A 22602-nucleotide genomic window follows, 5' to 3' on the forward strand; every position below is an offset into this window, starting at 1 on the left:
ACGAAACCCGGTCGGCCAACACGGCCGGGCTCAAGCAGAGTATGGAGAATGGCCCCATGACCCACCTATTGGCGTTGAGGCCCGCCGGCCACGTACGTCGGTTCTACCGCAGTGCCCAGGTACTGGCTTGTCTGCTCCCGGGCTTGATCGGCGCGACGGCCCAGGCCGCCTTGGTGGAAAGCCAGGCGATCGACTGCTCGTTCAGTAACGGTGCCGGCCGGCCCTGGGTGGAAGTGACGCCGTTGACCAGCACCACGCCGGTAGGCTCCGTCCTGTGGCAACGACCGGTGGCCCTGATCACCAACTACCGATATGGCGGGGCTACGGGTAACAAGGCCCATGAGCTGGTCTCTGCCGGATACTGGACCGCGGGTACACCGCTGCCCGACGCCATCGCCCCGACCAACATCGACGGCATCGGTTTCAAGATCGCGGTGAACTCCTCCGACGGCGTCCTCAGGAATATCACCCAGGTGTCCAAACCCGTAGCGCTGGAAAAGAACCAGGTTATCTATGACCCCAGCGCAGGCCAGAACCAGCGCTCGCTGATGGTGACCAACTATCTGCAATCGCTGATCCTCACGGTGCCCCCCAGCCAGTTGCCCAGCGGCGAGCTGGTGATCGACCGTGTCGCCGGCAGCTCGGGGCTGATGCTGTATGCGGTCGACCTGCTCAAGGGGGTGGCCAGCCTGGGAGGGGAGGTCACCATCCCGAGCGACAACATGCCCATCGGCATCTGCCGCAAGCCCTACTCGTTGATGGGCCCCGCCATCATCAATATGGGCGGGGGAGGCGGGATCACCGTTCCCAACACCTGCGTGGTGGAGTCGTACAGGACCATCCCGGTGAAGCTCGGGCGTTTCTCCCTGGCCAATTTTCCCAAGGTGGGTTCGACCTCGTCGCCGGTACCGTTTCGCATCGAACTGAGCCAGTGCGCATTGAATGCCAGGCCGCAGATCACCTTCACCGACAAAGTTGCCGCTCACACCGACCCGTCGGTGCTCAACCTGGCGGCTTCGCCCAACAGCGCCAAGGGCTTCGGCATCATCATGATCAACGACCTGAACGGGCAGCGGGTCAAATACGACGGCACCCGCTACGACATGCAACGGGTGGGCGACAGCGCGATCATCCCGCTGCGGGCCGGCTACATCCGCACCGGCAGCGATGCCGAGGTCAAGGTCGGCGACGCCGATGGCGCGGCGGAGTTCACCTTTACCTTCCCCTGAGTCATTCAGGGTTGAACCAAGCCCCTTCGATGGCGATAGACGCCGTTGCGGGGCCTTTCTACACTGGGCTCCGACCTGGGGATGGAGCACGCGGATGAATCGCAACGAACTGCGCAAGGCCGATATCAACCTGATGGTGGTGTTCGAAACCCTGATGCTCGAGCGCAATGTGACCCGGGCGGCGGAGAAGCTGTTTCTCGGCCAGCCGACCATCAGTTCGGCGCTCAATCGCTTGCGCGCGATCTTCAACGATCCGCTGTTCATTCGTGTGGGCCACAGGATGGAGCCGACCGCCCGCGCCGAGGAGCTGATCCAGCACCTGTCGCCGGCGCTGGATGCCTTGTCCTCGGCCTTGAGCCTGACCCACGATTTCGATCCCGCCAGCAGCACCATGACCTTTCGCATCGGCTTGTCCGACGACGTCGAGTTCGGCCTGTTGCCGCCGCTGCTGCGGACCTTGCGCCAGGAAGCGCCGAAGGTGGTGTTCGTGGTGCAGCACGCGGACTACTGGCGGATCCCGGACCTGCTGGCCGCCGGCGACATCACCGTGGGCATCAGCCAGACCCGCGGGCTGCCGGCCAATGCCAAGCGCAAGCTGCTGCGGCATATCCAGCCCAGCGTGCTGCGCGCCGATGCCAGCGACACGCCACTGACCCTCGACGAATACTGTTCCCGTCCGCATGTGCTGGTGTCGCACACGGCCAATGTCAGCGGCTTTGCCGATGAATGGCTGGCCGAGATCGGTCGACAGCGCCATGTGGTGTTGTCGGTGCCGCAGTACAGTTCGCTGCCGGCGTTGCTGGCGGGGACCGACATGATCGCTAGCCTGCCGGACTACACGGCGGCGGCCATGGCGGCGTCGGGGCAGTTGTTCCAGGAGCCGTTTCCGTTCAAGACCCCGACCCTGGACCTGTCCATGGTCTGGCTCAGCCATGTCGACACCGACCCGGCCGAACGCTGGCTGCGTTCGCGGCTGGAGGCGTTCATGAGCGACCGTGACCTGGCGCCGCTCAAGGCGCGTTGAACTCTTATCCCTTCGTAGAGGACTCAGGCAGGCGGTCGCGAGGCGTGTAGTATGGAGCGCCTTTTCACCCCCACCTTTCAGGGAGCTCCGCCATGCCTCATCTGCATATGGAATACACCGCCAACCTGTCGCAACTGGATGCCGACAAGGCCTTGCTGCGGTTCAACAACGCGTTGGTGGCATCCGGGCAGTTCGCTGAATACGACATCAAGAGCCGCGCGCGCAAGGTCGAGACGTTTCGCGTCGGCACCGGCCTCGGCGAGCGGGCGTTCGTGCATGTGAAGCTGTCGTTGCTCAGCGGGCGTTCGCCAGAGATCAAGAAGCAGCTTTCGCAAAGCCTGCTGGCGGTGCTGCAGGAACTCTGTGAATGGCCGGCTGGCGTCGAGTTGCAACTGGCGGTGGAGATCCTGGATATCGACCGCGAGTCCTACGGCAAGCTCAGCATCGGCCACTGAGCCGGAATGCCACAGGGCCTGGACCTACAATAGGCCCTGCTGCGCGCAGACCTTGACCACTTGCTCGCGGAACCAGGTGTTGGCGCTGTCCTGGTCGGTGTGGGCGCTCCATTGCATGTCCAGGGTAAAGCCCGGCAGGCCGTTGGGCGCTTCGCAATGGCTGAACACCGCGTCGTTGGTCAGCAGCGCCTGGATGCGCCGCGGCAGGGTCAGGATGAAGTCGGTGCCGGTGATCATTTTCAGCGCCGCGCTGTAGCTGTTGGAGCGCGCGACGATCTGCCGCCGGTGGGCCTGGCGGGCCAGCCAGCCATCGACCATGTTGGTGGTCGAGGTCCAGGGCGTGGGGTAGACGTGCCGGCGCTCGACGAACGACTGCAGGCTGAAACGCGGCTCCAGCGGCGGTGTCGCGCGCTTGTCGAAGACACACACCAGGTCATCCTCGAGCAGCACCTGAGACTTGAGGTCGGGGTGGTTGTGGTGAAAGTTCGGGCCGAAGCAGATCACCAGGTCCAGGCTGCCATCGCGCAGTTCCTCGGCGGGGATGTCGGTTTCCAGCTTGTGCACATTGACCGACACCGGCAGGTCGGCGAAGTCGAAGCCCTTGAGCAGGCGGGGCAGGATCAGCAGTTCGAAGTATTCCGGCGCGCAGATGTTGAAGGTAACGGCCTGGCGGGTCGGGTCGAAAGCCTGGACCCCGGAATGGCACAGGTTGATGCTCTCGAGAATCTTCAGCACATGGCTGTACATGGTGGTGGCTTTGTAGGTCGGACGCATGCCGGTGCGGGTATTGATGAACAGCTCGTCCTCGAAGCCGGTGCGCAGTTTTTTCAGGCAGTAACTGACGGTCGACTGACTCACGCACAGGGTTTCCGAGACCCCGGTCACGCTGCTTTGCTCGTACACGGCGACGAACACCATCAGGTCCTGCATATCGAGCTTTCTAAGCAAGTTACTGTTCAGCATCAGTTCCGTCTCGTTGAGCACCTCGCGCGGTCGTGCGCAAACCTGCCTGATGCTAACGGAACGATCGTCCTAATTGAATCCTTGCCCCGGGGTTTCACGGATAGCGAAGGGACAATTAATTCCGAGAACACGACCTGTGCGGTATGGCGCGGCGCGTAGCGGCTTGTCCCTTGGTGTTGTGCCTTCAACCGGGCACCGGGACTGGCCGGCGGCTGCCGAGGATCAGGGCGAGCATGCCCAGGCCCACCAGCAGCGCGCCGAGCAGCTCGCTCGGCAAGGGATGCCGGCCCAGCCCGAACCAGTGGAAGAGGGTGATGAACAGGGTGCTCAGGTAGATGTAGGAAATCACCGTGGCCGGTGCGATCACCCCGATGGCCCGGTGCAGCAGCCAAAAAGTCGCCAGGGTGGCGAACAAGGCCAGGTACAGCAGCCACACACCGTCGTTGAGCGTGAGCAGGACGGCGCTGCGCCAGCCACCACCCGGCAGGCAGAAGGCGAACAGGAACAGCGCGCCGAACAGCATGTTCCAGAAGGTCATGGCGGCCGGGCTGCGATCTTTCAGGCTGGTGGCTTTTAGCCGTTGGCTCAGCGGTGAATAACCGGCCATGGCCAGGCAACCGACTCCATACACGCCGACCGCGTAGAGCGACGGCATGCCCTCGGGGCCCGAGCCCCTGAAGGTCAGCAGCATGGCCCCGGCGGCCGCCAGCAGCATCGGCAACAGGCGGTTTTTTGCTGGGTTGTCGCTCAGCAGGAGGCCCTCGAACAGCAGGGTCAGCAGCGGTACCAGGGCGAACAGGATGCCGGTATTGACCGCCGAGGTATGCCGCAGGGCCTCGAACAGCGAAGCGAAATAGATCGCCAGCAGCAACCCAAGCATGGCATGCGCCCGCAGCCCGGCGCGGTTGATCCGGAACGTGCCGTTGAGCCACAGCGCCGGCACGAACATCAGGGCCGACAACAGCAGGCGCAGGCCCGTCAGCAACAGCGGGTCGACGGCCTGGCTGACCCGGGCCGCGGCGAAAAAAGAAGCGGCGATCAACACCGCCCACAGCAGCATGCCGAGATGGGCGTTGAGCAAGCTGGTGGGCTTCATGAGCGCGTTCTCCGGGTCATTGGAAGTGGCGGTGGTAGTGCCGCGGATCGAAGCGCAGGACCATCAGGATCATCAGCGCCATGACCGCGGTCAGCGACCACCAGGCCCATTCGAAACTGCCCAGGCGGTCGCGGATGATCCCGGCGAGCAGCGGCGACAGGCCGGCGATCAGGTAGCCGATGCCTTGCACGAAGGCCGTCAGGCCACCGGCGCGCCGCGGATTGTCCAGGTGGTCGAGGGACACGATCAGGCTCATGGGAAACAGCCCGCCGATACCCAGACCGAGCAGGAACGGCCAGAGCAGGCTCAGGTGCCGGGGGCTGAGGATCAGCCCGCAGAAGCCGGCGATGATCAGCACCAGCAAGGCCACCAGCACCCGGCGACGGTCCTGGCTGTGGTTGGCGATGGCCGGCGTCACCAGGCCCGAGACCACCTCCATGGCGGTGAGAAATCCCAGCAGCAGGCCGGCGTCCTGTTCGCTCCAGCCCTGTTCCACGTAATAGGGGGCCAGCCACGCCAGGACGCAGGTGTAGGACGCCGTGCCCAGGCCGAAGAAGATCGCCAGCAGCCAGGCGCGACGGTTGCCGGCAAAAGATTCGTGGTGCGTCGCGGCGCCCGGCAGTTTCGGCATGGCCGCCCGTTGCGCGTACCAGAACAGCAGCGCCAGGACCGCCAGCGCCGCCCAGATCGCCAGGCCCAGCCGCCAGCTGCCGGTGCGGCTCATCACCAGCGGGGCAAAGGACGCCGCGACCGCCGCGCCCCCCATGATCGAGGTGACGTACAGGCCCATGAACAGCGAGACATTCTCGGGAAAGCGCGACTTGATCAGTGCCGGCATCAGCGACTGGATCAGGGCGATGCCGAGGCCGGCGAGCACGGCGCTGAGGATCAGTTCGGCGGCCGAATCGAGGAACAGCCGCGACAGGGTGGCCAGGCCAATGACCAGCAGCGAAACCACCACGCTGCGGTGGTCGCCCAGGCGCTGGCCGATGCGCACGCCGAAGAACATCGCCAGGCCCATGGCCATGACCGGCAGCATGGTCAGCAGCGCGGCGCCGCTGAAACTCAGGGCGATATCACCACGAATCCCGGACAGCAGGGGGCCGACGGCGGCCATCGACGGCCGCAGGTTCAAGGCCACCAGCGTCACGCTGAGCATCAGCCAGAAGACGGGGCGGGTTGTCGCGCGAACGTTTTCCATAACCAGACCTTGAACAATTCAGGCGCTGATTAGGCGGGGAGGGGCGTGGCCGGAGCAAATCAGAAAGTGTGCAGGACTATCTAGAAATCAAATAACACCTGTAGCCGCTGCCGCAGGCTGCGCTGGGCTGCGAAGCAGCCCCCAAACCTGCACACGCGGTCTGCCGGAAGCACCACGTTGCCCGGGCCAGTCCTGCGGCCTGGATCGCAGCCTGCGGCAGCGGCTACAGAGGCCCGCGACGGTGCGCGGGCCTCGGGCGATCAGAACGGCTTGGTCGGCAGGTACTTGCCATCCAGGGTGATCACCGCGCGGGAACCGCCCTCCGGGTCTTCGACTTTCTTGATGTCGAGCTTGAAGTTGATGGCGCTGATGATGCCGTCGCCGAACTGCTCGTGGACCAGCGCCTTGAGGGTCGAACCGTAGACCTGGAGCATTTCATAGAAGCGGTACACGGTCGGGTCGGTGGGGATGCCGCCGGGGATGCTGCCGCGCGACGGAATGCTTTGCAGCAGGCGGCTGGCGTCCTGGTCCAGGTCGAGCTTGCTGCAGACCAGGTCGGCGGCCGCGGCCGGCAAGGCATGCTGGCCGAGCAGGGCGGCGGTGACGAACGCCAGGCTCAGGCCGGTGCCGTCGGTGAGCTGTTGCCACGACAGGTTCTTGCGCGCCTTGGCGTCGATGATGGTGTCGGCCAGGGCCAGGCGTGGGGCTTGGGCGAATTGGGATTGCAGCATGTCGAGTTCCTCGTTGGGGATGGTGAAACGGTTGTTGAACGAGCCGTTGAAAAAGGCTTGTGAAAAGAGAGCACTCACGCCGCGTGTCGCGGTTTGCCGACCAAGGCGCAGGCGTCGGGGTGTTCGGCCAGGGACACGAAGCCCTGGCTTGGGCCATCCAGCGCGGCAATGGCGCCGCTGGCAATGTCATAGACCCAGCCATGCAGGTTCAGCCGGCCCTGCTCCAGGGCCAGGGCGACCGCGGGATGGGTCTTCAGGTTAGCCAACTGGGCTATCACGTTTTCCCGCACCAGGGCATCCAGGCGGGCTTCGTCCGAGGCATGGCTGCGGGCGGCATTGACCACCTTGGCCGACTCGGCATGGCGCAGCCAGTTGGCCACGGCCGGCAGATGGTCCAGGCATTTGCAGGTGGAGATGGCGGTCATGGCGCCGCAGTCCGAATGCCCGCAGATCACGATGTCGCTGACCCCGAGCACGGCCACCGCGTACTCCACGGTGGCCGACACACCGCCCGGTTCCGGCCCGTAGGAGGGCACGATATTGCCGGCGTTGCGGATCACGAACAGATCGCCTGGCTCCTGCTGGGTCAGCAGTTCCGGCACTACCCGGCTGTCGGAGCAGGTGACGAACAGGGTGCCGGGGTTCTGGGTGGTGGCCAGTTGCTTGAACAGCTCGCTGCGTTTCGGGAAGGCTTCGCGCTGGAACTTGAGGAAGCCGTCGATGATGTGCCGCATGGTGGTTCTCCTTGCATCGCTGATGGCGCAAGGATGGGAAATTTCAGCTATAGCGTCCAAGACTGGCTTGTTATGCTGGCCATAAGTACTGCCTATAGTTGGCGGTCCTGGCCTGGAGACACCATGCTGCTACGTCATATCCGTTACCTGCTGGCCGTCGCCGAGCACGGCAACTTCACCCGCGCCGCCGAAGCCTTGCACGTGTCCCAGCCGACGCTGTCGCAACAGATCAGGCAACTGGAGGACAGCCTCGGCGCGCCGCTGTTCGACCGCTCGGGGCGCACCGTGCGCCTGACCGACGCCGGCGAGGCCTATGTGCGTTATGCGCGGCTGGCCCTGCAGGACCTGGAGGCTGCCAGGCGCGCCATGCATGATGTGCAGGATCTGCGGCGCGGCTCGTTGCGCCTGGGCATGACCCCGACCTTCAGCACTTACCTGGCGGGGCCGCTGTTGACCCGTTTCAACCAGCGGTATCCGGGGATCGCCCTGAGCCTTGAAGAGATGACCCAGGACCGACTGGAAGCGGCCCTGGCCGAAGACCGCCTGGACCTGGGCATTGCCTTTTCCGGGCAGCACCTGCCGGACATCGACAGCCAGCTGTTGTTCGAGGAGAGCCTGAGCCTGATGGTCAGCCGCGAGCAGCAGCCCGAGCTACCGCGGGAACTGACGGCGGCCGAGCTGGAGCGGCAGCCGCTGGTGCTGCTCAGCGGCGATTTCGCCACCCGCCAGCATATCGACCGTTATTGCCGCGAGCAGGGCATGACGCCGCGCATCGCCATCGAAGCCAACTCCATCGGCGCCATTGTCGAAATCGTTCGCCGTGGGCAGCTGGCGACCATCCTGCCGCTGGCCATTACCCAGGAGCAGCCGGGCTTGAGGCCGGTGATCCTGCAACCGACCCTGGCGCCCCGCAGCGTGGCGCTGCTGGGGCGCAAGGGCGCTTATCGCAGCGCCGCGTGCCAGGCTTTTCGCGAGCTGCTGACGACTGCTTTTCGCGAGCGGCTGACGGCTCAGGGCGTGGGCGCCGCCAGCCACTGATTGACCACGCCGCTGTAGAAACCGGTGGCCTTGCTCAGGTGCAGCCACTGGTCGACGTAGCTTTTCCAGGCGACATCGTCCCGTGGCAACAGGAAGGCTTTTTCACTGTATTGCAGGTACTGCTCGGGGTTCACCGCGCACAGCCCCGGCTTGAGTTTCTGCTGGAAGCGCGCTTCGGACGCGTCGGTGATCATCACGTCGGCCTTGTTCTCCAGCAGTTGCTCGAAGATGGTCACGTTGTCGGCGAACAGGGTCAGGCTGGCCTTGGGCAGGTGGGCCCGGGCGAAGACTTCGTTGGTGCCTCCCGGCGGTTCGATCAGGCGCACCGAAGGCTGGTTGATCTGCTCGACGGTCTGGTAGCGCTGCTTGTCGGCGCACCGCACCAGGGGGATTTTCCCGTCGACGCCCAGGGTGTCGCTGAAGAAGGCTTTCTTCTGTCGCTCCAGGGACACGGAAATACCGCCCACGGCGATGTCGCACTGGTTTGCCAGGAAGTCCGGCATCAGGGTTTTCCAGGTGGTCTTCACCCACTTCACCTCGACCCCCAGGCTTTGCGCCAGGGACTGCGCCATCGAAATATCGATGCCTTCGTAGGCACCGTCTGTGCGCAGGTAGGTGTAGGGCTTGTAGTCGCCGGTGGTGCAGACGTTCAGGTGGCCGCGCTCGATGACCTGGTCCAGGTGCGAGGTGCTTGGCGCGGCAAAGGCCGGGGCGCTGAGGGTCAGCAGTGAGCAGAGCAGAAGGCGTGCTTTCATGCGGTCGATCCTTGATGACGAGGGAGTGGCCGAGGGCGGCTCATTATTTGCGCTCGACCCGAATGGGGCAAGGCGCATCGCTCGCCAGTGCGCGCGGGTCGTTTTCACCGAAAAAAGTTTTGGCAAAGGGCTATCCAACTATTTGTTGGCTTCTTTTTCACGAAACGTTGATGGTCGGCTACCTAAAGTTCGTGCTGTCGTGGGCGGTCATTGAATAACAGGCCTGACGACGTACTTCTTTCAAGGAACAAGTCGATCGTCATGCTAAACATCAACCCCCTGCGTCCCGAATGGGTGACGTTGATTGCCTGCGCCTTTTTATTGCTTGGCTGCAACTTTGTGCTCTGGCAGCACCTGTTTAGCATTACCGCCTCGGACGCCCGTGGTATCGCCATGCGCGTGGCCTTCGGGGTGATGATCTTCTGTGCGTTCAACCTTATCCTGACTTGGCTGGCATTTCGCCGGGTACTTAAGCCGGTGCTGGTTTTATTGTTTATGGTCAGTGCCGGCGTGGCTTATTTCATGAGCCAGTACGGAGTGCTGATAGATGCCGGAATGTTTCGCAACTTTGCCGAAACCAATGCAACGGAAGTGCGTGACTTACTCTCGCTGAAGTTGCTTGTTTATATTCTGTTGCTGGGTGTATTGCCTTCCTGGTTATTGTGGAAAACCCCGATCAATTATCGTCGCTGGCACCGCGAGTTATTGAGCAAGTTGCTGGTTTCCGTTATGTGCGCGGCGGCCATTGGCGGGGTCGCCCTGGCCAACTATCAGGGGCTGGCCTCGCTGTTTCGCAATCACCATGAATTGCGCCTGATGATAGTGCCGAGCAACTACGTGGGCGCTTCCTTTGGTTATCTGCGTGAGCAAGTGGTCTCGGCGCGCCAGCCCTTCGTCAAGATCGGTGAAGATGCCCAGCGCAATCCGACCTGGCAAAACCACGCGCGCAAGTCGCTGACGGTGCTGGTGGTCGGCGAAAGTGCCCGGGCCGAGAACTTCGGCGTGCTGGGCTACGAGCGCGACACCACGCCGAAACTCAGCCAGGAAAACGGCCTGATCGCCTTTACCGATGTGTCGTCCTGCGGCACCGAGACCGCGGTCTCGGTGCCCTGCATGTTCTCCAACATGGGGCGCAAGAACTACGACGCCAGCAAGGCGAAGAACGAGGAAGGGCTGCTGGACGTGCTCAAGCGCGCCGGGCTCGAGGTGATCTGGCGGGACAACCAGTCCGGCTGCAAGGGCACCTGCGACCGGGTGACCCTCGACGACGTCAGCAACCTCAAGGACCCGGCGCTCTGTGCCAACAGCGAATGCCGCGACGAGATCCTGCTCCAGGGCCTGCAGCACTTCATCGATACCCTGGACAAGGACACCGTGCTGGTCCTGCACCAGATGGGCAGCCACGGGCCGGAATACTTCAAGCGCTACCCCAAGGAATACGAACGCTTCACCCCGGTGTGCCAGAGCAACGCCCTGAACAATTGCAGCCGCGAGAGCATCGTCAACGGCTACGACAATACGCTGCTGTACACCGACCACGTGCTGGCGACCCTGATCGACCTGTTGCGCAGCAACCAGGACAAGGTCGATACCGCCATGCTCTATCTGTCGGACCACGGCGAGTCCCTGGGCGAATACAACCTGTTCCTGCATGGCACGCCCTACATGCTCGCGCCGTCGCAGCAGAAACATGTGGCGATGCTGGCCTGGTTCTCGGACAGCTATCAGAAGGCCTTCTCGGTGGACACCCACTGCCTGCAACTGAGCCGGGAAAAACCGCTGAGCCAGGACAACCTGTTCCACTCGATGCTCGGTCTGCTGGAGGTCGACAGCCGGGTCTACCAGTCCGATCTGGACCTGTTCGCCGGCTGCCGGGGCAGCGTGGTCGACGGCGTGCTGGCGCGGCAATGAAGCCTTGATCGGCGTTCGACCTTTTTTTCACGATCGGGGCGGTAACCTGTTTTTCATCCAAGACTTACAAGAGCCAGCAGATCCATGTCCGCGCACCCTCCATCCCCCCTCGAGCTCGAGTTCGCCAGGCGTTATGACCAGGCGCATGCGCGCGTCTGTGGCGACGAGCGCCCGCTCGGGCTGGGGCGGCGCCTGTCGTTGTGGCGCGACGAGTGGCTGGTTCGCCGCGCGTTGAAGGTGGCGGGCGAGCCGGGGCTGATTCTCGATCTCGCGTGCGGCGCGGGGCGCTTCTGGCCAGTGCTGGGCGAGCACAGTAATCGGGTGATCCTGGCGGCGGACCCGTCCCAGGACATGCTCAACCACGCCCAGACCCATCACCCGGCGAGCCTGCTCAGGCGGGTCAGGACTTTCCAGAGTTCGTCGTTCAGCATCGGCCTGTCGGCCAACGCGGTGGACTGCATCGTCTGCCTGCAACTGTTCCCCCATGTCGCCAGCAGCGAGGCGCGCTTGGCGTTGTTGGGCGAATTCCATCGGGTCAGTCGCGACTCGGTGATCCTCGCGGTGCGCATCGACAGTCGCTTGAAAGTCATGCGCGACCGGCTGGAGGGCAACGACACCCTGCAGTTGCAGCGTGCTCCACGCATGGACGTCAGCCGGGCGCGGGTCGAGGCCGAGTTCAAGGGCGCGGGGTTCGAAGTGCTCAGCCACCAGGATTTCATTCCCGGTTGCGCCGCCTGGCGGGTTTACGTCCTGCGCAAACAGGGGTAGCCGACGGCGTTCGGATTATTCTTGTGGCCCGGGCGCCGATTTCGCGCAGGCTCTTGTCGAGTGAATGCTCAGAAATCGCCAAGGGCGATATATACTGCGCGCCATTCTTCAAGGGAGAGCCGTGTGGCCATCGATATTCACTGGATTCGCGACAACGATAGCCTCGGTCAATTCTGCACCGAGTGGCAGAAGCTGCCATTCGTCGCCCTCGACACCGAATTCATGCGGGTCGACACCTTCTATCCGATCGCCGGCCTGTTGCAGGTCGGCGATGGCCAGCGCGCTTACCTCATCGACCCCTTGACCATCGACGACTGGCAGCCGCTGGCGGCCTTGCTGGAGAACAGCGCGGTGGTCAAGGTGGTGCACGCCTGCAGCGAGGACCTCGAAGTCCTGCTGCGCCTGACCGGCAGCCTGCCGACACCGTTGTTCGACACGCAACTGGCGGCCGCCTACCTGAACCTGGGTTTCTCCATGGGCTATTCGCGGCTGGTCCAGGAAGTGCTGGGCATCGAGTTGCCCAAGGGCGAGACCCGCTCCGACTGGCTGCAACGCCCGCTGTCGGAAACCCAGGTCAGCTACGCCGCCGAAGACGCCGTGCACCTGGCCGAGGTGTTCACCCGGCTGCGGCCGAAACTGTCCGAGGACAAATACAACTGGGTGCTGGAAGACGGCGCCGAGCTGGTGGCCAACCTGCGCCGCGAAGTCGATCCCTATGAGGTCTACCGCGAGGCCAAGCTGGCCTGGAAACTGTCCCGTGCGCAACTGGCGGTGCTGCGTGAACTCTGCGCCTGGCGCGAGCGTGAGGCACGGGCACGGGACCTGCCGCGCAACCGGATCGTGCGCGAGCACTCGCTGTGGCCGTTGGCCAAGAGCCAGCCGGACAACCTCGGCGCCCTGGCGAAAATCGAAGACATGCACCCGCGCACCGTGCGTCAGGACGGCGAGTTCCTGCTGGGCCTGATCAAGCGTGCCGCCAGCGTCGGCCCCGACCAGTGGCCACCGGCCGTCCCCGAGCCGTTGCCGATGGAAGCCTCGCCCCTGCTCAAGCGCCTGCGCGCCGTGGGTCAGGCCGAAGCCGAGCGCCTGGGTATCGCCCCGGAACTGATGCTGCGCAAGAAAACCCTGGAAAGCCTGCTCAAGAGTGGCTTCCCCAATGGACCCTACCAATTGCCCGATTCGCTGCGTGGCTGGCGCCGCGAATTGATGGGCCAGGCGCTGCTTGACAGCCTGGCCACCGCCGGAGAACAGCCATGAAACGTATCTGCTCGATCTACAAAAGCCCGCGCAAGAACGAGATGTACCTCTACGTGCTCAAGAGCGATGCCCTGGAGCGCGTGCCGGAAAACCTGCTGGCGGCGTTCGGCAAGCCGCAGCACGCCTTCGACCTGGTGCTGAGTCCGGAGCGCAAGCTGTCGCGCGAGGACATCCACCAGGTGCTGGAAAACCTTGAGAAGCAGGGTTACCACCTGCAGATGCCACCGGCCGAGGACGAGTACATCGAGCACTTGCCCGAAGAGCTGCTGCGCCGTAATGATCCGGTCTGACGGACACCTGTAGAGGCCCTGTCCGGGGCATCGTTGAAAATGGAACTGATTCTATCTGGCGGCTGCCGCGATCGATGGAGCGATACTCCGTCGGTGGCTGCCTGCACCGTTTTGTAAGGTTTGAACCATGCGCGTTCTGATTGCCGAACACGATCACGCTATTTATGCCCGTTTGTTGCGTCAGCTGGCACCTGACCTGGAAGTGCTCACCAGCGGCGATTCCGCCGAATTGTCGAAGCTGGCCGCGGACTGCCCGGTCTGGCTCGGCCAGCCGGACCTGCTGGCCACCCTGTTGCGCCAGGGCCACCAGCCGCAGTGGCTGCAATCGACCTGGGCCGGTATCACGCCGCTGCTCGCCGACGGCCTGCCACGCCATTACCGGCTGACCCGTGCCGTGGGGATCTTCGGCCAGGTCATGGCCGAATACGTGCTCACCTACATACTCGGCCACGAGCGCGAAGTCCTCGCGCGCCTGGTCAGCCAGGTCGAGCGCAAGTGGGATAACCGCACGGGCCAGAGCCTGGCCGGGCGCAAGGTGCTGATCGTCGGCGCGGGCGATATCGGCCAGAGTGTGGCGCAGTTCCTCTTGCCGTTCGGCGTCGAGCTGTACGGCATCGCCAGCGAAGCCCGGGAGCAGGCGCCGTTTATCGAAGTCGCGGCCTTGGCGGACCTGGGACGTTTGGTCGGTGAGGTGGATTATGTGGTCAACCTGCTGCCCAACACCCCGCACACCCATGATCTGTACGACACGGCGCTGTTCAAGCGTTTCAAGCCGACCGGCCTGTTCATCAACGTCGGTCGCGGGGTCGCGGTGGTCGATGCGGATCTGGTGGAAGCCTTGAAAGAAGGGCATTTGGCGGGGGCGGTGATCGACGTCTGCCGTCAGGAGCCGTTGCCGCAGCGCCATCCGTTCTGGACCGCCTGGGGCCTGCTGCTGACCGGCCACAGCTCGGCGCCGACCTCGCCGACCCTGATGGCGCAGCTGTTCATCGACAACCTGCGGGCCTATCAGGCCGACACGGCGTTGCGTGGCGAAGTGGATTTCACCCGCGGGTATTGAGGGGAATCACAGACTCTGTAGCCGCTGCCGAAGGCTGCGATAAGTCCGAAGGACTTCAGCGATCTCAAGATCCTGCGCCCACGTTGTGGGCGATCGCAGCCTGCGGCAGTGGCTACAGGTTGCTGGTTTACAGGCTGAAATCGCCTTCGGCCGCGGTTTCGCTCAGCGGGCGACGCGGGCTTGGCTCTTCGCGGGCCTGCAAGTATTCGGCGAGGCTCGCCTTGTCACCCAGCTTGCCGACGGCCACGGCCGCATGCAGGGCATAACCTTCTGGAATCTTCAGCTCCTTGCGAGTCAGCTCCTGGTCGAACCCGGCCATGCCGTGTGTGTGCCAGCCGCTGATGCTGGCTTGCAGCGCCAGGTGGCCCCAGGCCGAACCGGTGTCGAAGGTGTGCCACAGGGCCGGGGTTTCCTCGCTGGCGCCAGGCGCGGTGAAGGTGGTTTTCGAGATCACGATCACCAATGCCGAGGCGTGCTGCGCCCAGCCACGGTTGAACTCGTTGAGCAGGCCGAGGAAACGTTCCCAGTTCGGCGTGTCGCGGCGCGCATACAGGAAGCGCCACGGCTGCGAGTTGTAGGCCGACGGCGCCCAGCGCGCGGCTTCGAAGAAGCTCAGCAGGGTTTCCTCGGGAATGGTTTCGCCGGTGAAGGCGCGCGGCGACCAGCGCTCGGTGAACTGCGGGTGGATGGCGTACTCGGCAACGCGGGGATTGGCGCTCATGACAGAGATTCCTGGCTACGTTTGAGAATGAAAGGTGGATAAACCGGCGAGCGCAGTTGAACTGGGCAATGAGGTTTGTCCTGACCCTGGGCGGTTCACCGGTGCGACGCGGTCGAGCGCTAATGGCACGCGGACGTGGGTCTTTGCGACAGGCAAAGCTACTGCGCGGCATGCCACCTGACAAGTAGTGCCTTACCGACAGTCGCCAGCGCTTGGCCCGCGGGGCCTTGGGCACTAGACTGGCGGCCTTTTCCCTGTCCGATACCGATTACCTGAGCCATGGCCGCCAAAGTTGAACCCTTCTGGATCCGCAAAACCCTCGAACAACTCGATCAGGAGGAGTGGGAGTCATTGTGCGACGGTTGTGGCCTGTGCTGCCTGCAGAAGCTCGAGGATGAAGAAGACAACAGCGTCTACTACACCCGCATCGCCTGCAAACTGCTGGACCTGAAGACCTGCCAGTGCAGCGACTACGCCAACCGCCGGGCCTCGGTGCCGGACTGTATCCAGCTCACCCCGGGCAAAGCCGATGAGTTCAAATGGCTGCCGCCGACCTGCGGTTATCGCCTGGTCAGCGAGGGCAAGGACCTGCCGCTCTGGCACCATCTGGTGTGCGGTGACCGCGACGCGGTGCACCACGAGCGTATTTCCCAATCAGGACGCATGCTCGCCGAAGGCAGCGTGGCCGAGGAAGACTGGGAAGATCATCTGATTTTCCGCGCCGGCTGAGGGTACGCCGCGCTCGCGTTCAAGGTTGTTTCACGAAGGAGTGTGTATGGCTGTGGGGGCAAGGCTGGCGCTGGCCGGTTGGCTGCTGGTGCTCAGTGCGCCGGGGTGGGCGGCGAAAAAAGTCGATCTGGATTACCACGTGCGCCTGTTGCCGCAGAGCGACCAGGCCGAGGTGCGTCTGACCCTGGCGGACGGCGCGGCGGTGCGCAGCCTGGATTTCGACCTGGGTACGCATGGCGATTACAGCGACTTCAAGGCCGATGGCCAATGGCAGCCCGGGGCGGCCAAGCCTCCCGCGGTACAGCGCGGCGTATGGCGCCCGGCCGGCGGCAAGGCCAGCCTGAGCTACCGGGTGCGGATCAGCCACAGCCTGAAGAAGGACAGCTTCGACAGCCGCATGACCCCGCACTGGGCCTTGTTGCGTGGCGACACGCTGGTGCCGGCGGCGAAGCTCGACCAGCAGGACGGCATCGAGCTGATGTCGCGCCTGGAGTTCGAGTTGCCCGCGGGCTGGAAAAGCGTGGAAACCGCCTGGCCGCGGATCGGCAAGAACCGTTTCCGTATCGATAATCCCGCGCGCCTGTTCGACCGGCCCACCGGCTGGGTGCTGGCCGGTGCCCTGGGCAGTCGTCGCACCCGGCTGGGGGAGACCGAAGTCACGGTGGCCTCGCCGCAAGGGCAGGGCATGCGGCGCATGGATGTGCTGACCCTGCTGACCTTTGTCTGGCCGCAGATCCAGGCGACCTTTCCCCGTCATCCAACCAAGTTGCTGATCGTCGGCGCGGCCGACCCGATGTGGCGCGGCAGCCTGGCCGGGCACGATTCGCTGTTCTTGCACAGCCGCCTGCCGCTGGTCAGCGAGAGCGGCGCCAGCCCGCTGCTGCGCGAAGTGATCCAGGTCTTTGCCCGGATCAATGACAGCGAGCGCAGCGACTGGATCGGCGAGGGCCTGGCGGAGTACTACGCCATCGAATTGATGCGCCGCGCCGGCGGCATGAGCGACGAGCGTTACCAGGCCCTGGAGACCCGGTTGGCCAAGAGCGGCCACGGCGTCAGCAGCCTGCGTGGCGAACAGGTGGACGCGCCGGTGGTGGCCAGGGCGGTGCTGCTGTTGCAGGAACTGGATCGGGAGATCCGCCTGAAGACCCGCAACAAGCGTTCGCTGGATGACGTGACCCGGGCGGTGATGCGTCTGGAGCGTGTCAGCACCAAAGAGTTCATCCAGCTCAGCGAGAGCGTGCTGGACGGCTCGTCGAAGGTGCTCGACAGCGATTTGTTGCGCTAGTGGGGTCGACCGCTTTGCGGTCATCGCGAGCGAGCTCGCTCCTACAGGTTTTGCGCAATCCCCTGTAGGAGCGAGCTTGCTCGCGATAGCGCCGGTTCATTCAACGCGGCGTTCGAGGCCGCCGATCAAACCCCGGCCTTGGGCGATTTCAACGAATCGTTGCCGGTTACGGTCGCGGTACGGGTGGCCGCCTCGGCATTGGCCTTGAGGGTTTTCAGCTCCGCGCCGGCACGCTCGATCTTCGCCCGCACGTTATTCATATCCTGGCGGCTCTTCTCCAGCAGGCTTTTCGCCGAGCTGTGGCCGGTGATGCCACGGGCCAGGGCGACCCCGCCGATGGCGACCTGGATCAGGCCGAACACACCGCCACGGCGCAGGCCCTTGCCGACCATTACTACGCCGCCGGCCAGCGAGCCGATGCGCTCCCAGCCTTGTACGTTCTGCTCCGCCGGGCTCTGGAAAGGGGTGGTTGCGATGGGTTCCAGTTGTTTGCTGTCGCTCATGATCTGTCTCCAGGGGGATGGATATAAAGCTGACTGCGCTGGCGCGGCGCTCGTTCCATCGAATGTACCGCGAACTTGAAGCAGTGCTCAGAACTTGGGGCCGGAGCGGGTGTTGTTGCCCTTGGCCAGGCGGTCGTAGAGCACCACGTTGACGGTGGCGGCGAGGTTCATGCAGCCGGTGGTCGGGATGTAGACCACGTCTTCGCACCAGTCGCGGATGTCCTTGTCCAGGGAGCCGTCTTCCGGGCCGAAGATGTACAGCGCGCGATCCGGGTGGGTGTATTCCGGCAGCGAGCGGGCGCCTTCCACCAGTTCCACCGCCACCGGCACGCAGCCCAGGGGCAGGATCCTCTTCAGGTCGTCGATGCCGATCAGCGGGATGTCCTGGTGGACCTTCTTGGTGTCGGTGACAAAGTCGCGGGCCCGTTCATAGCGCTTGCCGGTGTAGAACACCGACGCGACGCCATAGCAACCGGCGGCGCGCATCACCGAACCGACGTTCTCCGGTGACTTGGGGTTATACAAACCAATGCAGCTGTACCTTTTGTTTGCCACGAGCGGGGTGCCTTCGAGAAAAATCGCGATTATACGGGGATTGTCGGCCGGCGGTTGGATCCGGCAAATGCATCGCGGGCAAGCGGCGCATCTGCAGGATCAGTGTCTGCCGGTGCGCCGCTTGCCCGCGAGAGACCGGTCCTGTCGAACCGGAAAGAGCGGAGGTTACTCTTCGTCTTTCTTCATCAACCCCGCCAGCGCGGCGAAGGGGTTGTGGGTGGCCTTGGCGACTTTCGGCGTGCTCAGGGAGCCTTCGCCGAAGTACTGCTGGTCGGTGTAGCGCGAGTGTTCGTTGTCGTGGCAGTACAGGCACAGCAGTTCCCAGTTGGAACCGTCCTGCGGGTTGTTGTCGTGGTTGTGGTCGCGGTGGTGCACAGTCAGCTCGCTCAGGCGCTTGCCGGAGAACTCGCGGGCGCAGCGTCCACAGACGTGCGGGTACATCTTCAGGGCCTTGTCGCGGTAGCCCATCTCGCGGTCGCGCTGGGCGTCGGCGAGGATGCGGTCGAGCTTGGAAGTGTTGGTCGAACTCATGGGTTCACCTTTATGCAAAGACTAATGACGGTAATGAGCCCAGTTTAGCTCAGGCCTTGAGCTTCTCGGCAATCCAGATAGTGTGGCGGGTGCCCTTGTTGCCGTGGGCGAAGACCTGCACTTGCTCGGCCTTGAAGCCGGCCTTGCGCAGCTTGTCGGAGTATTGCTTGTCGGCGCTGGCCGACCACACGGCCAGCACACCCTTGGGCCGCAGGGCCCTGGCGCAGGCCGCCAGCCCGGCGGCGGAGTACAGCCAGCTGTTGGCCTTCTGGGTCAGGCCTTCGGGGCCGTTGTCGACGTCGAGCATGATCGCGTCGAACCCCTGGGGTTCGGCCTGCAGCACCTTGGCCACATCTTCCAGGCGGATCACCGTGCGCGGGTCGAGCAGCGGCCGGCCGGATTTCTCCCCGAGCGGTCCGCGGTTCCATTCGACCACCCCCGGCACCAGCTCGGCGACCACCACTTCGGCGCCCTTGCCCAGGTGCTTGAGGGCCGAGGCGAGGGTGAAGCCCATGCCCAGGCCGCCGATCAGCACCCGCGAATTCGGCCGCCCGGCGACCTTGCGGCAGGGGATCTCCGCCAGGGCGTCTTCGGAGCCGTGCATGCGGGTGTTCATCAATTGCCCGCCGTCGCCGCCCTGGATCTTGATGACAAAATCCTCGCCGTATTCGAACAGGCACAAGGCACCGCCATTTTCGGGAATCGGGGTGGTGTCCAGCAGAACGAAACGTTTCATGAGGGTCTCAATGAGGAAGGCAAACCGCCCCGGTTGGGAGTAGCCTGAGGGCTGACAATAGCGATGGAGCCATTGATGAAGCGCACTATTCTAACGGTCATTGCCCGCGCAGCGCTCTTGCTAAGTGCGGCGCTCGCGATGAGCGCCGTGCACGCCGAGGAACTGCAGGCGGTGCCCGTGACTCCGGTCCCCGCCGCCGGCTCGCCCGGCACCGCGACCCCGACCCCTTATCCGCAGGTCACGCCCCCCAGCACCCCCAAGGCCACGGCCCATGGCGGTGCGCCATTGCTACCGCCGATCGACATGCCCAAGCCGCCGAAGGACCAGACCTTGCCAGGGTTGCAGCAGAACGAGACGAAAACCAGGACCCCGGGTAGCTAGACCTGTTGCGACAGCAGCTGCCCGTCGGCCATGCGCAGGCGCCTGGACAGTGACACGGCGAGGGCGCGGATGATCTTGGCGGCGATCTTCGGCGCGTCGTTGAGCATTTTCTCCAGCGAGTCCTTGCCCAGGTTGAGCAACCGGCAATCGCTGGCGGCCACGCAACTGGCCGAACGCCGCTCGCCATCGAGCACCGCCATCTCGCCAAAGGCCCGACCGCTGCGCAGGGTGGCAATGGTCACGCGCACGCCTTCGCTGTTGGTCTTCTGCACCGCCACCTGGCCGGAATGGATGATGCACATGAAGCTGCCGGCATCGCCTTCGCGGAAGATCTCCTGGCCCTGGGCGATGCTGCTGATGCTGAAGTAGCCGGCGGCGGCATTGAAGTCGGCCGGCAAGAGCTGATCGAACAATCCGCAGTCCATCAGCCAGTCGCGGATTTCATTGTTCAACAAGGTAGGTTCTGGCATGTCGTCACGGTCTTTTTCTTGTGTCTGTTGCGGTCCCGGGCAGGTGCGGTATGGCTCGGGGCCGGCGGTCCTGGGTTAAGACAGGAGCGCCGGCCGGAGTTCCTCAGGCAATGCCCAGAATCTTGAAAACAAATGCATATTCGAGCGCTACGTCACGCAATCCCTGGTAACGCCCGCTCATGCCACCGTGGCCGGCGCCGAGCTCGGTCTTGAGCAGCAGCAGGTGGTCGTCGGTCTTGGTGGCGCGCAACCGGGCCACCCACTTGGCCGCCTCCCAGTACTGCACGCGGCTGTCGTTGTAGCCGGCGATCACCAGGGTCGCCGGATAGGCCTTGGCCTCGACATTTTCATAAGGCGCGTAGGCCTTGATCCGCGCGTAGACCTCGGGCTCCTCCGGGTTGCCCCATTCGTCGTACTCGGTGACGGTCAGCGGCAGCTCGGGGTCGAGCATGGTGTTGAGCACATCGACGAACGGCACCTCGGCGATCGCCGCCTTGAACAGTTCCGGGCGCTGGTTGAGCACCGCACCGATCAACAGTCCGCCGGCGCTGCCGCCGCTGATGGCCAACTGCTCGGAAGTGGTCAGGCCCTGGGCGATCAGGTGTTCGGCGCAGGCGATGAAGTCGCTGAAGGTGTTCTGCTTGTGTTCCTGCTTGCCGGCGCGGTACCAGGCTTCGCCCAACTCGCCGCCGCCACGCACGTGGGCAATGGCGAAGGCCACGCCGCGCTCCAGCAGGCTCAGGCGCGCATGGGAGAACCACGGGTCGAGGCTTTCGCCGTAGGCGCCGTAGCCGTAGAGGTACAGCGGTGCCGGCCGGCCCAGGGCTTCGCGCTTGATCACCAGGCTGATCGGCACCTGGGTGCCGTCGGCCGCGGTCGCCCACAGGCGCTGGCTGACATAGGCGTCCGGGTCGAACACGCCGAGCACCGGGGTTTCCTTGAGCACTTTCTGTGCGCCGCCGGCCAGATCCAGCTGGCGGATCTGCGCCGGACGGTTCAGCGCTTCGTAGCGCAGGCGGATGCGCTGGCTGACGAATTCCAGGCTGTTTTGCACATGCAGGCTGTAGGCCGCATCCGGCAGTTGCACGCGATAGGCTGGCAGGCCCTCGGGGTGCACCTCGATGATCGGCAGGCCGCCTTCGCGCAGGCTCAGGGTCATGGCCGAGCTGTTCAGGCTCAGGCCTTCGAGCATCACGCTATTGCTGTGGGGGATCAGGTTCTGCCAGTCGGCTTCACCCGGCACCGTGCCCTGGTCCGGCGCCTGGTAGAGGGCGAAGTTGATGCCGTCGCGGTTGCTGCGGATAAACCAGGTCCACTGGCCGTCGAGCAAACCGTGATCGACGTCGTATTCATGGTGCTCGACCCGCGGCGCCAGGCAGGTGAAGGCCTGCTGCGGCTGCGCCGCGTCGAGTACCCAGACCTCGCTGGTGGTCTTGCTGCCCAGGGACAGCAGCAGCTGTTTCTCCGAGCTTGAGCGGTAGCAATGCAGGAAAAAGCGCCCGTCCGGCTCATGGAACACCTCTTCGGCGGTGGTGCCGTCCAGGCGATAACGGAACAGTTTGTGCGGGCGGTGGGTGTCGTCCAGCTCACCGAAGAACAGGGTCAGGCTGTCGTTGGCCCAGGTCATGCTGCCGTCGCAATCGGCGAACGCCAGTTCGCTGACCTTGCCGCTGGACAGCTCCTTGACGAACAGGGTGTAGACCTCTTCGCCGCTGGTGTCGAGGCTGTAGGCCAGGCGCTGGTGGTCGGGGCTGATGCTGAAGGCGCCGAGGGAGAAAAAGCCACCCTTGGCCAGCTCGTTGGGGTCCAGCAGCAGCTGTTCCTGGCTTTCGTCGACGCTCAGGCTGTCGTCGGCCGGGCGCGGGCAGCGGTAGTGCCGGGCGTATTCGTCGCCGGCGGTGGTGCGGGTGTAATACAGGTACGGGCCCCAGGGGGAGGGCAGGGACAGGTCGGTCTCGAGGATCCGGCCCTTGATTTCCTGGAACAGGGTTTCACGCAGCGCCGCCTGGTCGGCGAGGGCGGCTTCCTGGTAGCTGTTTTCGGCCTTCAGGTAATCGAGCACGGCATCGGTGTCGCGCTCCTGGAGCCAGGCGTACGGGTCCGGGCCTTCGGCCTTGCGGGCGATCGGGGCGCTGGTGACGTGGGCGGATACGGGCATGAAGGGCTCTCGGGGCGGTGA

At 64.3% G+C, this 22602-nt stretch carries 26 protein-coding genes; 13 read left to right on the forward strand and 13 right to left on the reverse strand.

Annotated features, from left to right (window positions below; genetic code table 11):
• The first annotated feature begins 56 nt into the window (after positions 1-56).
• The 3 genes from CXQ81_RS09670 (at position 57) to CXQ81_RS09680 (ending at position 2708) form a co-directional block, all read left to right on the forward strand.
• Positions 57-1229, forward strand: coding sequence for a fimbrial protein (locus CXQ81_RS09670; protein WP_037035347.1), 1173 nt, complete (start codon positions 57-59; stop codon positions 1227-1229).
• 94 nt (positions 1230-1323) lie between these two features.
• Positions 1324-2253, forward strand: coding sequence for a LysR substrate-binding domain-containing protein (locus tag CXQ81_RS09675; RefSeq protein WP_007928849.1), 930 nt, complete (start codon positions 1324-1326; stop codon positions 2251-2253).
• A gap of 92 nt (positions 2254-2345) precedes the next feature.
• The gene (locus tag CXQ81_RS09680) at positions 2346-2708 is read left to right on the forward strand and encodes a 5-carboxymethyl-2-hydroxymuconate Delta-isomerase (RefSeq protein WP_087089065.1); all 363 of its coding nucleotides are present in this window, start codon (positions 2346-2348) and stop codon (positions 2706-2708) included.
• A 24-nt stretch (positions 2709-2732) separates the two neighbouring features.
• Here CXQ81_RS09680 and CXQ81_RS09685 read toward each other — a convergent pair whose 3' ends face one another.
• The 5 genes from CXQ81_RS09685 to CXQ81_RS09705 all read right to left on the reverse strand — a co-directional run bounded on the left by CXQ81_RS09685 (position 2733) and on the right by CXQ81_RS09705 (position 7433).
• On the reverse strand, positions 2733-3671 hold the full coding sequence (locus tag CXQ81_RS09685) for a LysR family transcriptional regulator (RefSeq protein WP_062823335.1): 939 nt from the start codon (positions 3669-3671) through the stop codon (positions 2733-2735).
• Positions 3672-3855: 184 nt separating this feature from the next.
• Positions 3856-4767, reverse strand: a complete 912-nt coding sequence (locus CXQ81_RS09690) for a DMT family transporter (RefSeq protein ID WP_101337099.1) — start codon at positions 4765-4767, stop codon at positions 3856-3858.
• Between the two features lie 16 nt (positions 4768-4783).
• Positions 4784-5968: a cyanate transporter gene (locus tag CXQ81_RS09695; protein ID WP_101337100.1), complete on the reverse strand. Its 1185-nt coding sequence runs from the start codon at positions 5966-5968 to the stop codon at positions 4784-4786.
• 260 nt (positions 5969-6228) lie between these two features.
• Positions 6229-6699 (reverse strand): cyanase, encoded by a 471-nt coding sequence (gene cynS, locus CXQ81_RS09700; protein WP_009042607.1) that lies wholly within the window; start codon positions 6697-6699, stop codon positions 6229-6231.
• Between the two features lie 74 nt (positions 6700-6773).
• Positions 6774-7433, reverse strand: coding sequence for a carbonic anhydrase (locus CXQ81_RS09705; protein ID WP_007926930.1), 660 nt, complete (start codon positions 7431-7433; stop codon positions 6774-6776).
• Between the two features lie 123 nt (positions 7434-7556).
• Between CXQ81_RS09705 and cynR the strand changes: the two genes are divergently transcribed.
• On the forward strand, positions 7557-8471 hold the full coding sequence (gene cynR / locus CXQ81_RS09710; protein WP_101337101.1) for a transcriptional regulator CynR: 915 nt from the start codon (positions 7557-7559) through the stop codon (positions 8469-8471).
• On the opposite strand, the gene CXQ81_RS09715 is transcribed toward cynR, so the two are convergent.
• Positions 8444-9226 (reverse strand): transporter substrate-binding domain-containing protein, encoded by a 783-nt coding sequence (locus CXQ81_RS09715; protein WP_085530084.1) that lies wholly within the window; start codon positions 9224-9226, stop codon positions 8444-8446. The two genes, cynR and CXQ81_RS09715, sit on opposite strands and share 28 nt — an antisense overlap.
• Between CXQ81_RS09715 and CXQ81_RS31015 the strand changes: the two genes are divergently transcribed.
• From CXQ81_RS31015 to CXQ81_RS09740, 6 genes are all read left to right on the forward strand, one after another.
• Positions 9225-9440, forward strand: coding sequence for a hypothetical protein (locus CXQ81_RS31015; RefSeq protein ID WP_157832239.1), 216 nt, complete (start codon positions 9225-9227; stop codon positions 9438-9440). The genes CXQ81_RS09715 and CXQ81_RS31015 overlap by 2 nt on opposite strands.
• Before the next feature lie 47 nt (positions 9441-9487).
• On the forward strand, positions 9488-11137 hold the full coding sequence (locus tag CXQ81_RS09720) for a phosphoethanolamine transferase (RefSeq protein WP_101337102.1): 1650 nt from the start codon (positions 9488-9490) through the stop codon (positions 11135-11137).
• An 84-nt stretch (positions 11138-11221) separates the two neighbouring features.
• Positions 11222-11905 (forward strand): class I SAM-dependent methyltransferase, encoded by a 684-nt coding sequence (locus CXQ81_RS09725; protein WP_007926917.1) that lies wholly within the window; start codon positions 11222-11224, stop codon positions 11903-11905.
• A 123-nt stretch (positions 11906-12028) separates the two neighbouring features.
• The gene (gene rnd / locus CXQ81_RS09730; RefSeq protein WP_009042613.1) at positions 12029-13162 is read left to right on the forward strand and encodes a ribonuclease D; all 1134 of its coding nucleotides are present in this window, start codon (positions 12029-12031) and stop codon (positions 13160-13162) included.
• On the forward strand, positions 13159-13452 hold the full coding sequence (locus CXQ81_RS09735) for a YcgL domain-containing protein (protein WP_007926915.1): 294 nt from the start codon (positions 13159-13161) through the stop codon (positions 13450-13452). The genes rnd and CXQ81_RS09735 overlap by 4 nt, the downstream gene beginning before the upstream one ends.
• Positions 13453-13579: 127 nt before the next feature.
• Positions 13580-14512 carry a D-2-hydroxyacid dehydrogenase gene (locus CXQ81_RS09740; RefSeq protein WP_101337103.1) on the forward strand — a complete coding sequence of 311 codons (933 nt, stop codon included), beginning with the start codon at positions 13580-13582 and terminating at the stop codon, positions 14510-14512.
• A 127-nt stretch (positions 14513-14639) separates the two neighbouring features.
• Here CXQ81_RS09740 and CXQ81_RS09745 read toward each other — a convergent pair whose 3' ends face one another.
• Entirely contained in the window at positions 14640-15233 is a 594-nt protein-coding gene (locus CXQ81_RS09745) for a nitroreductase family protein (RefSeq protein WP_087089047.1), read from the reverse strand.
• Positions 15234-15512: 279 nt separating this feature from the next.
• On the opposite strand from CXQ81_RS09745, the gene CXQ81_RS09750 reads away from it, so the two are divergent.
• Positions 15513-15962 (forward strand): YcgN family cysteine cluster protein, encoded by a 450-nt coding sequence (locus tag CXQ81_RS09750; protein WP_007926912.1) that lies wholly within the window; start codon positions 15513-15515, stop codon positions 15960-15962.
• A gap of 46 nt (positions 15963-16008) precedes the next feature.
• The gene (locus CXQ81_RS09755; protein WP_101337104.1) at positions 16009-17247 is read left to right on the forward strand and encodes a hypothetical protein; all 1239 of its coding nucleotides are present in this window, start codon (positions 16009-16011) and stop codon (positions 17245-17247) included.
• Between the two features lie 125 nt (positions 17248-17372).
• On the opposite strand, the gene CXQ81_RS09760 is transcribed toward CXQ81_RS09755, so the two are convergent.
• From CXQ81_RS09760 to CXQ81_RS09775, 4 genes are all read right to left on the reverse strand, one after another.
• The gene (locus CXQ81_RS09760) at positions 17373-17750 is read right to left on the reverse strand and encodes a DUF2892 domain-containing protein (RefSeq protein WP_007926910.1); all 378 of its coding nucleotides are present in this window, start codon (positions 17748-17750) and stop codon (positions 17373-17375) included.
• An 87-nt stretch (positions 17751-17837) separates the two neighbouring features.
• The gene (locus CXQ81_RS09765; RefSeq protein WP_101337105.1) at positions 17838-18305 is read right to left on the reverse strand and encodes an RNA methyltransferase; all 468 of its coding nucleotides are present in this window, start codon (positions 18303-18305) and stop codon (positions 17838-17840) included.
• A 165-nt stretch (positions 18306-18470) separates the two neighbouring features.
• A complete protein-coding gene (locus CXQ81_RS09770) occupies positions 18471-18836 on the reverse strand; it encodes a YajD family HNH nuclease (protein ID WP_009042617.1) in 366 nt (121 codons plus the stop codon).
• A 49-nt stretch (positions 18837-18885) separates the two neighbouring features.
• Positions 18886-19572, reverse strand: coding sequence for a spermidine synthase (locus CXQ81_RS09775; protein ID WP_007926906.1), 687 nt, complete (start codon positions 19570-19572; stop codon positions 18886-18888).
• Between the two features lie 75 nt (positions 19573-19647).
• Here CXQ81_RS09775 and CXQ81_RS09780 point away from each other — a divergent pair, with 75 nt between their 5' ends.
• Positions 19648-19953 (forward strand): hypothetical protein, encoded by a 306-nt coding sequence (locus tag CXQ81_RS09780; protein WP_007926905.1) that lies wholly within the window; start codon positions 19648-19650, stop codon positions 19951-19953.
• On the opposite strand, the gene CXQ81_RS09785 is transcribed toward CXQ81_RS09780, so the two are convergent.
• Positions 19950-20423, reverse strand: coding sequence for a cyclic nucleotide-binding domain-containing protein (locus CXQ81_RS09785; RefSeq protein ID WP_007926904.1), 474 nt, complete (start codon positions 20421-20423; stop codon positions 19950-19952). The two genes, CXQ81_RS09780 and CXQ81_RS09785, sit on opposite strands and share 4 nt — an antisense overlap.
• A gap of 103 nt (positions 20424-20526) precedes the next feature.
• The gene (locus CXQ81_RS09790) at positions 20527-22581 is read right to left on the reverse strand and encodes a S9 family peptidase (RefSeq protein WP_101337106.1); all 2055 of its coding nucleotides are present in this window, start codon (positions 22579-22581) and stop codon (positions 20527-20529) included.
• Positions 22582-22602 lie beyond the last annotated feature (21 nt).

Origin of the sequence: Pseudomonas sp. 09C 129 (genome assembly GCF_002843625.1) — a bacterium.
GTDB classification, from domain to species: Bacteria; Pseudomonadota; Gammaproteobacteria; order Pseudomonadales; family Pseudomonadaceae; genus Aquipseudomonas; species Aquipseudomonas chlororaphis.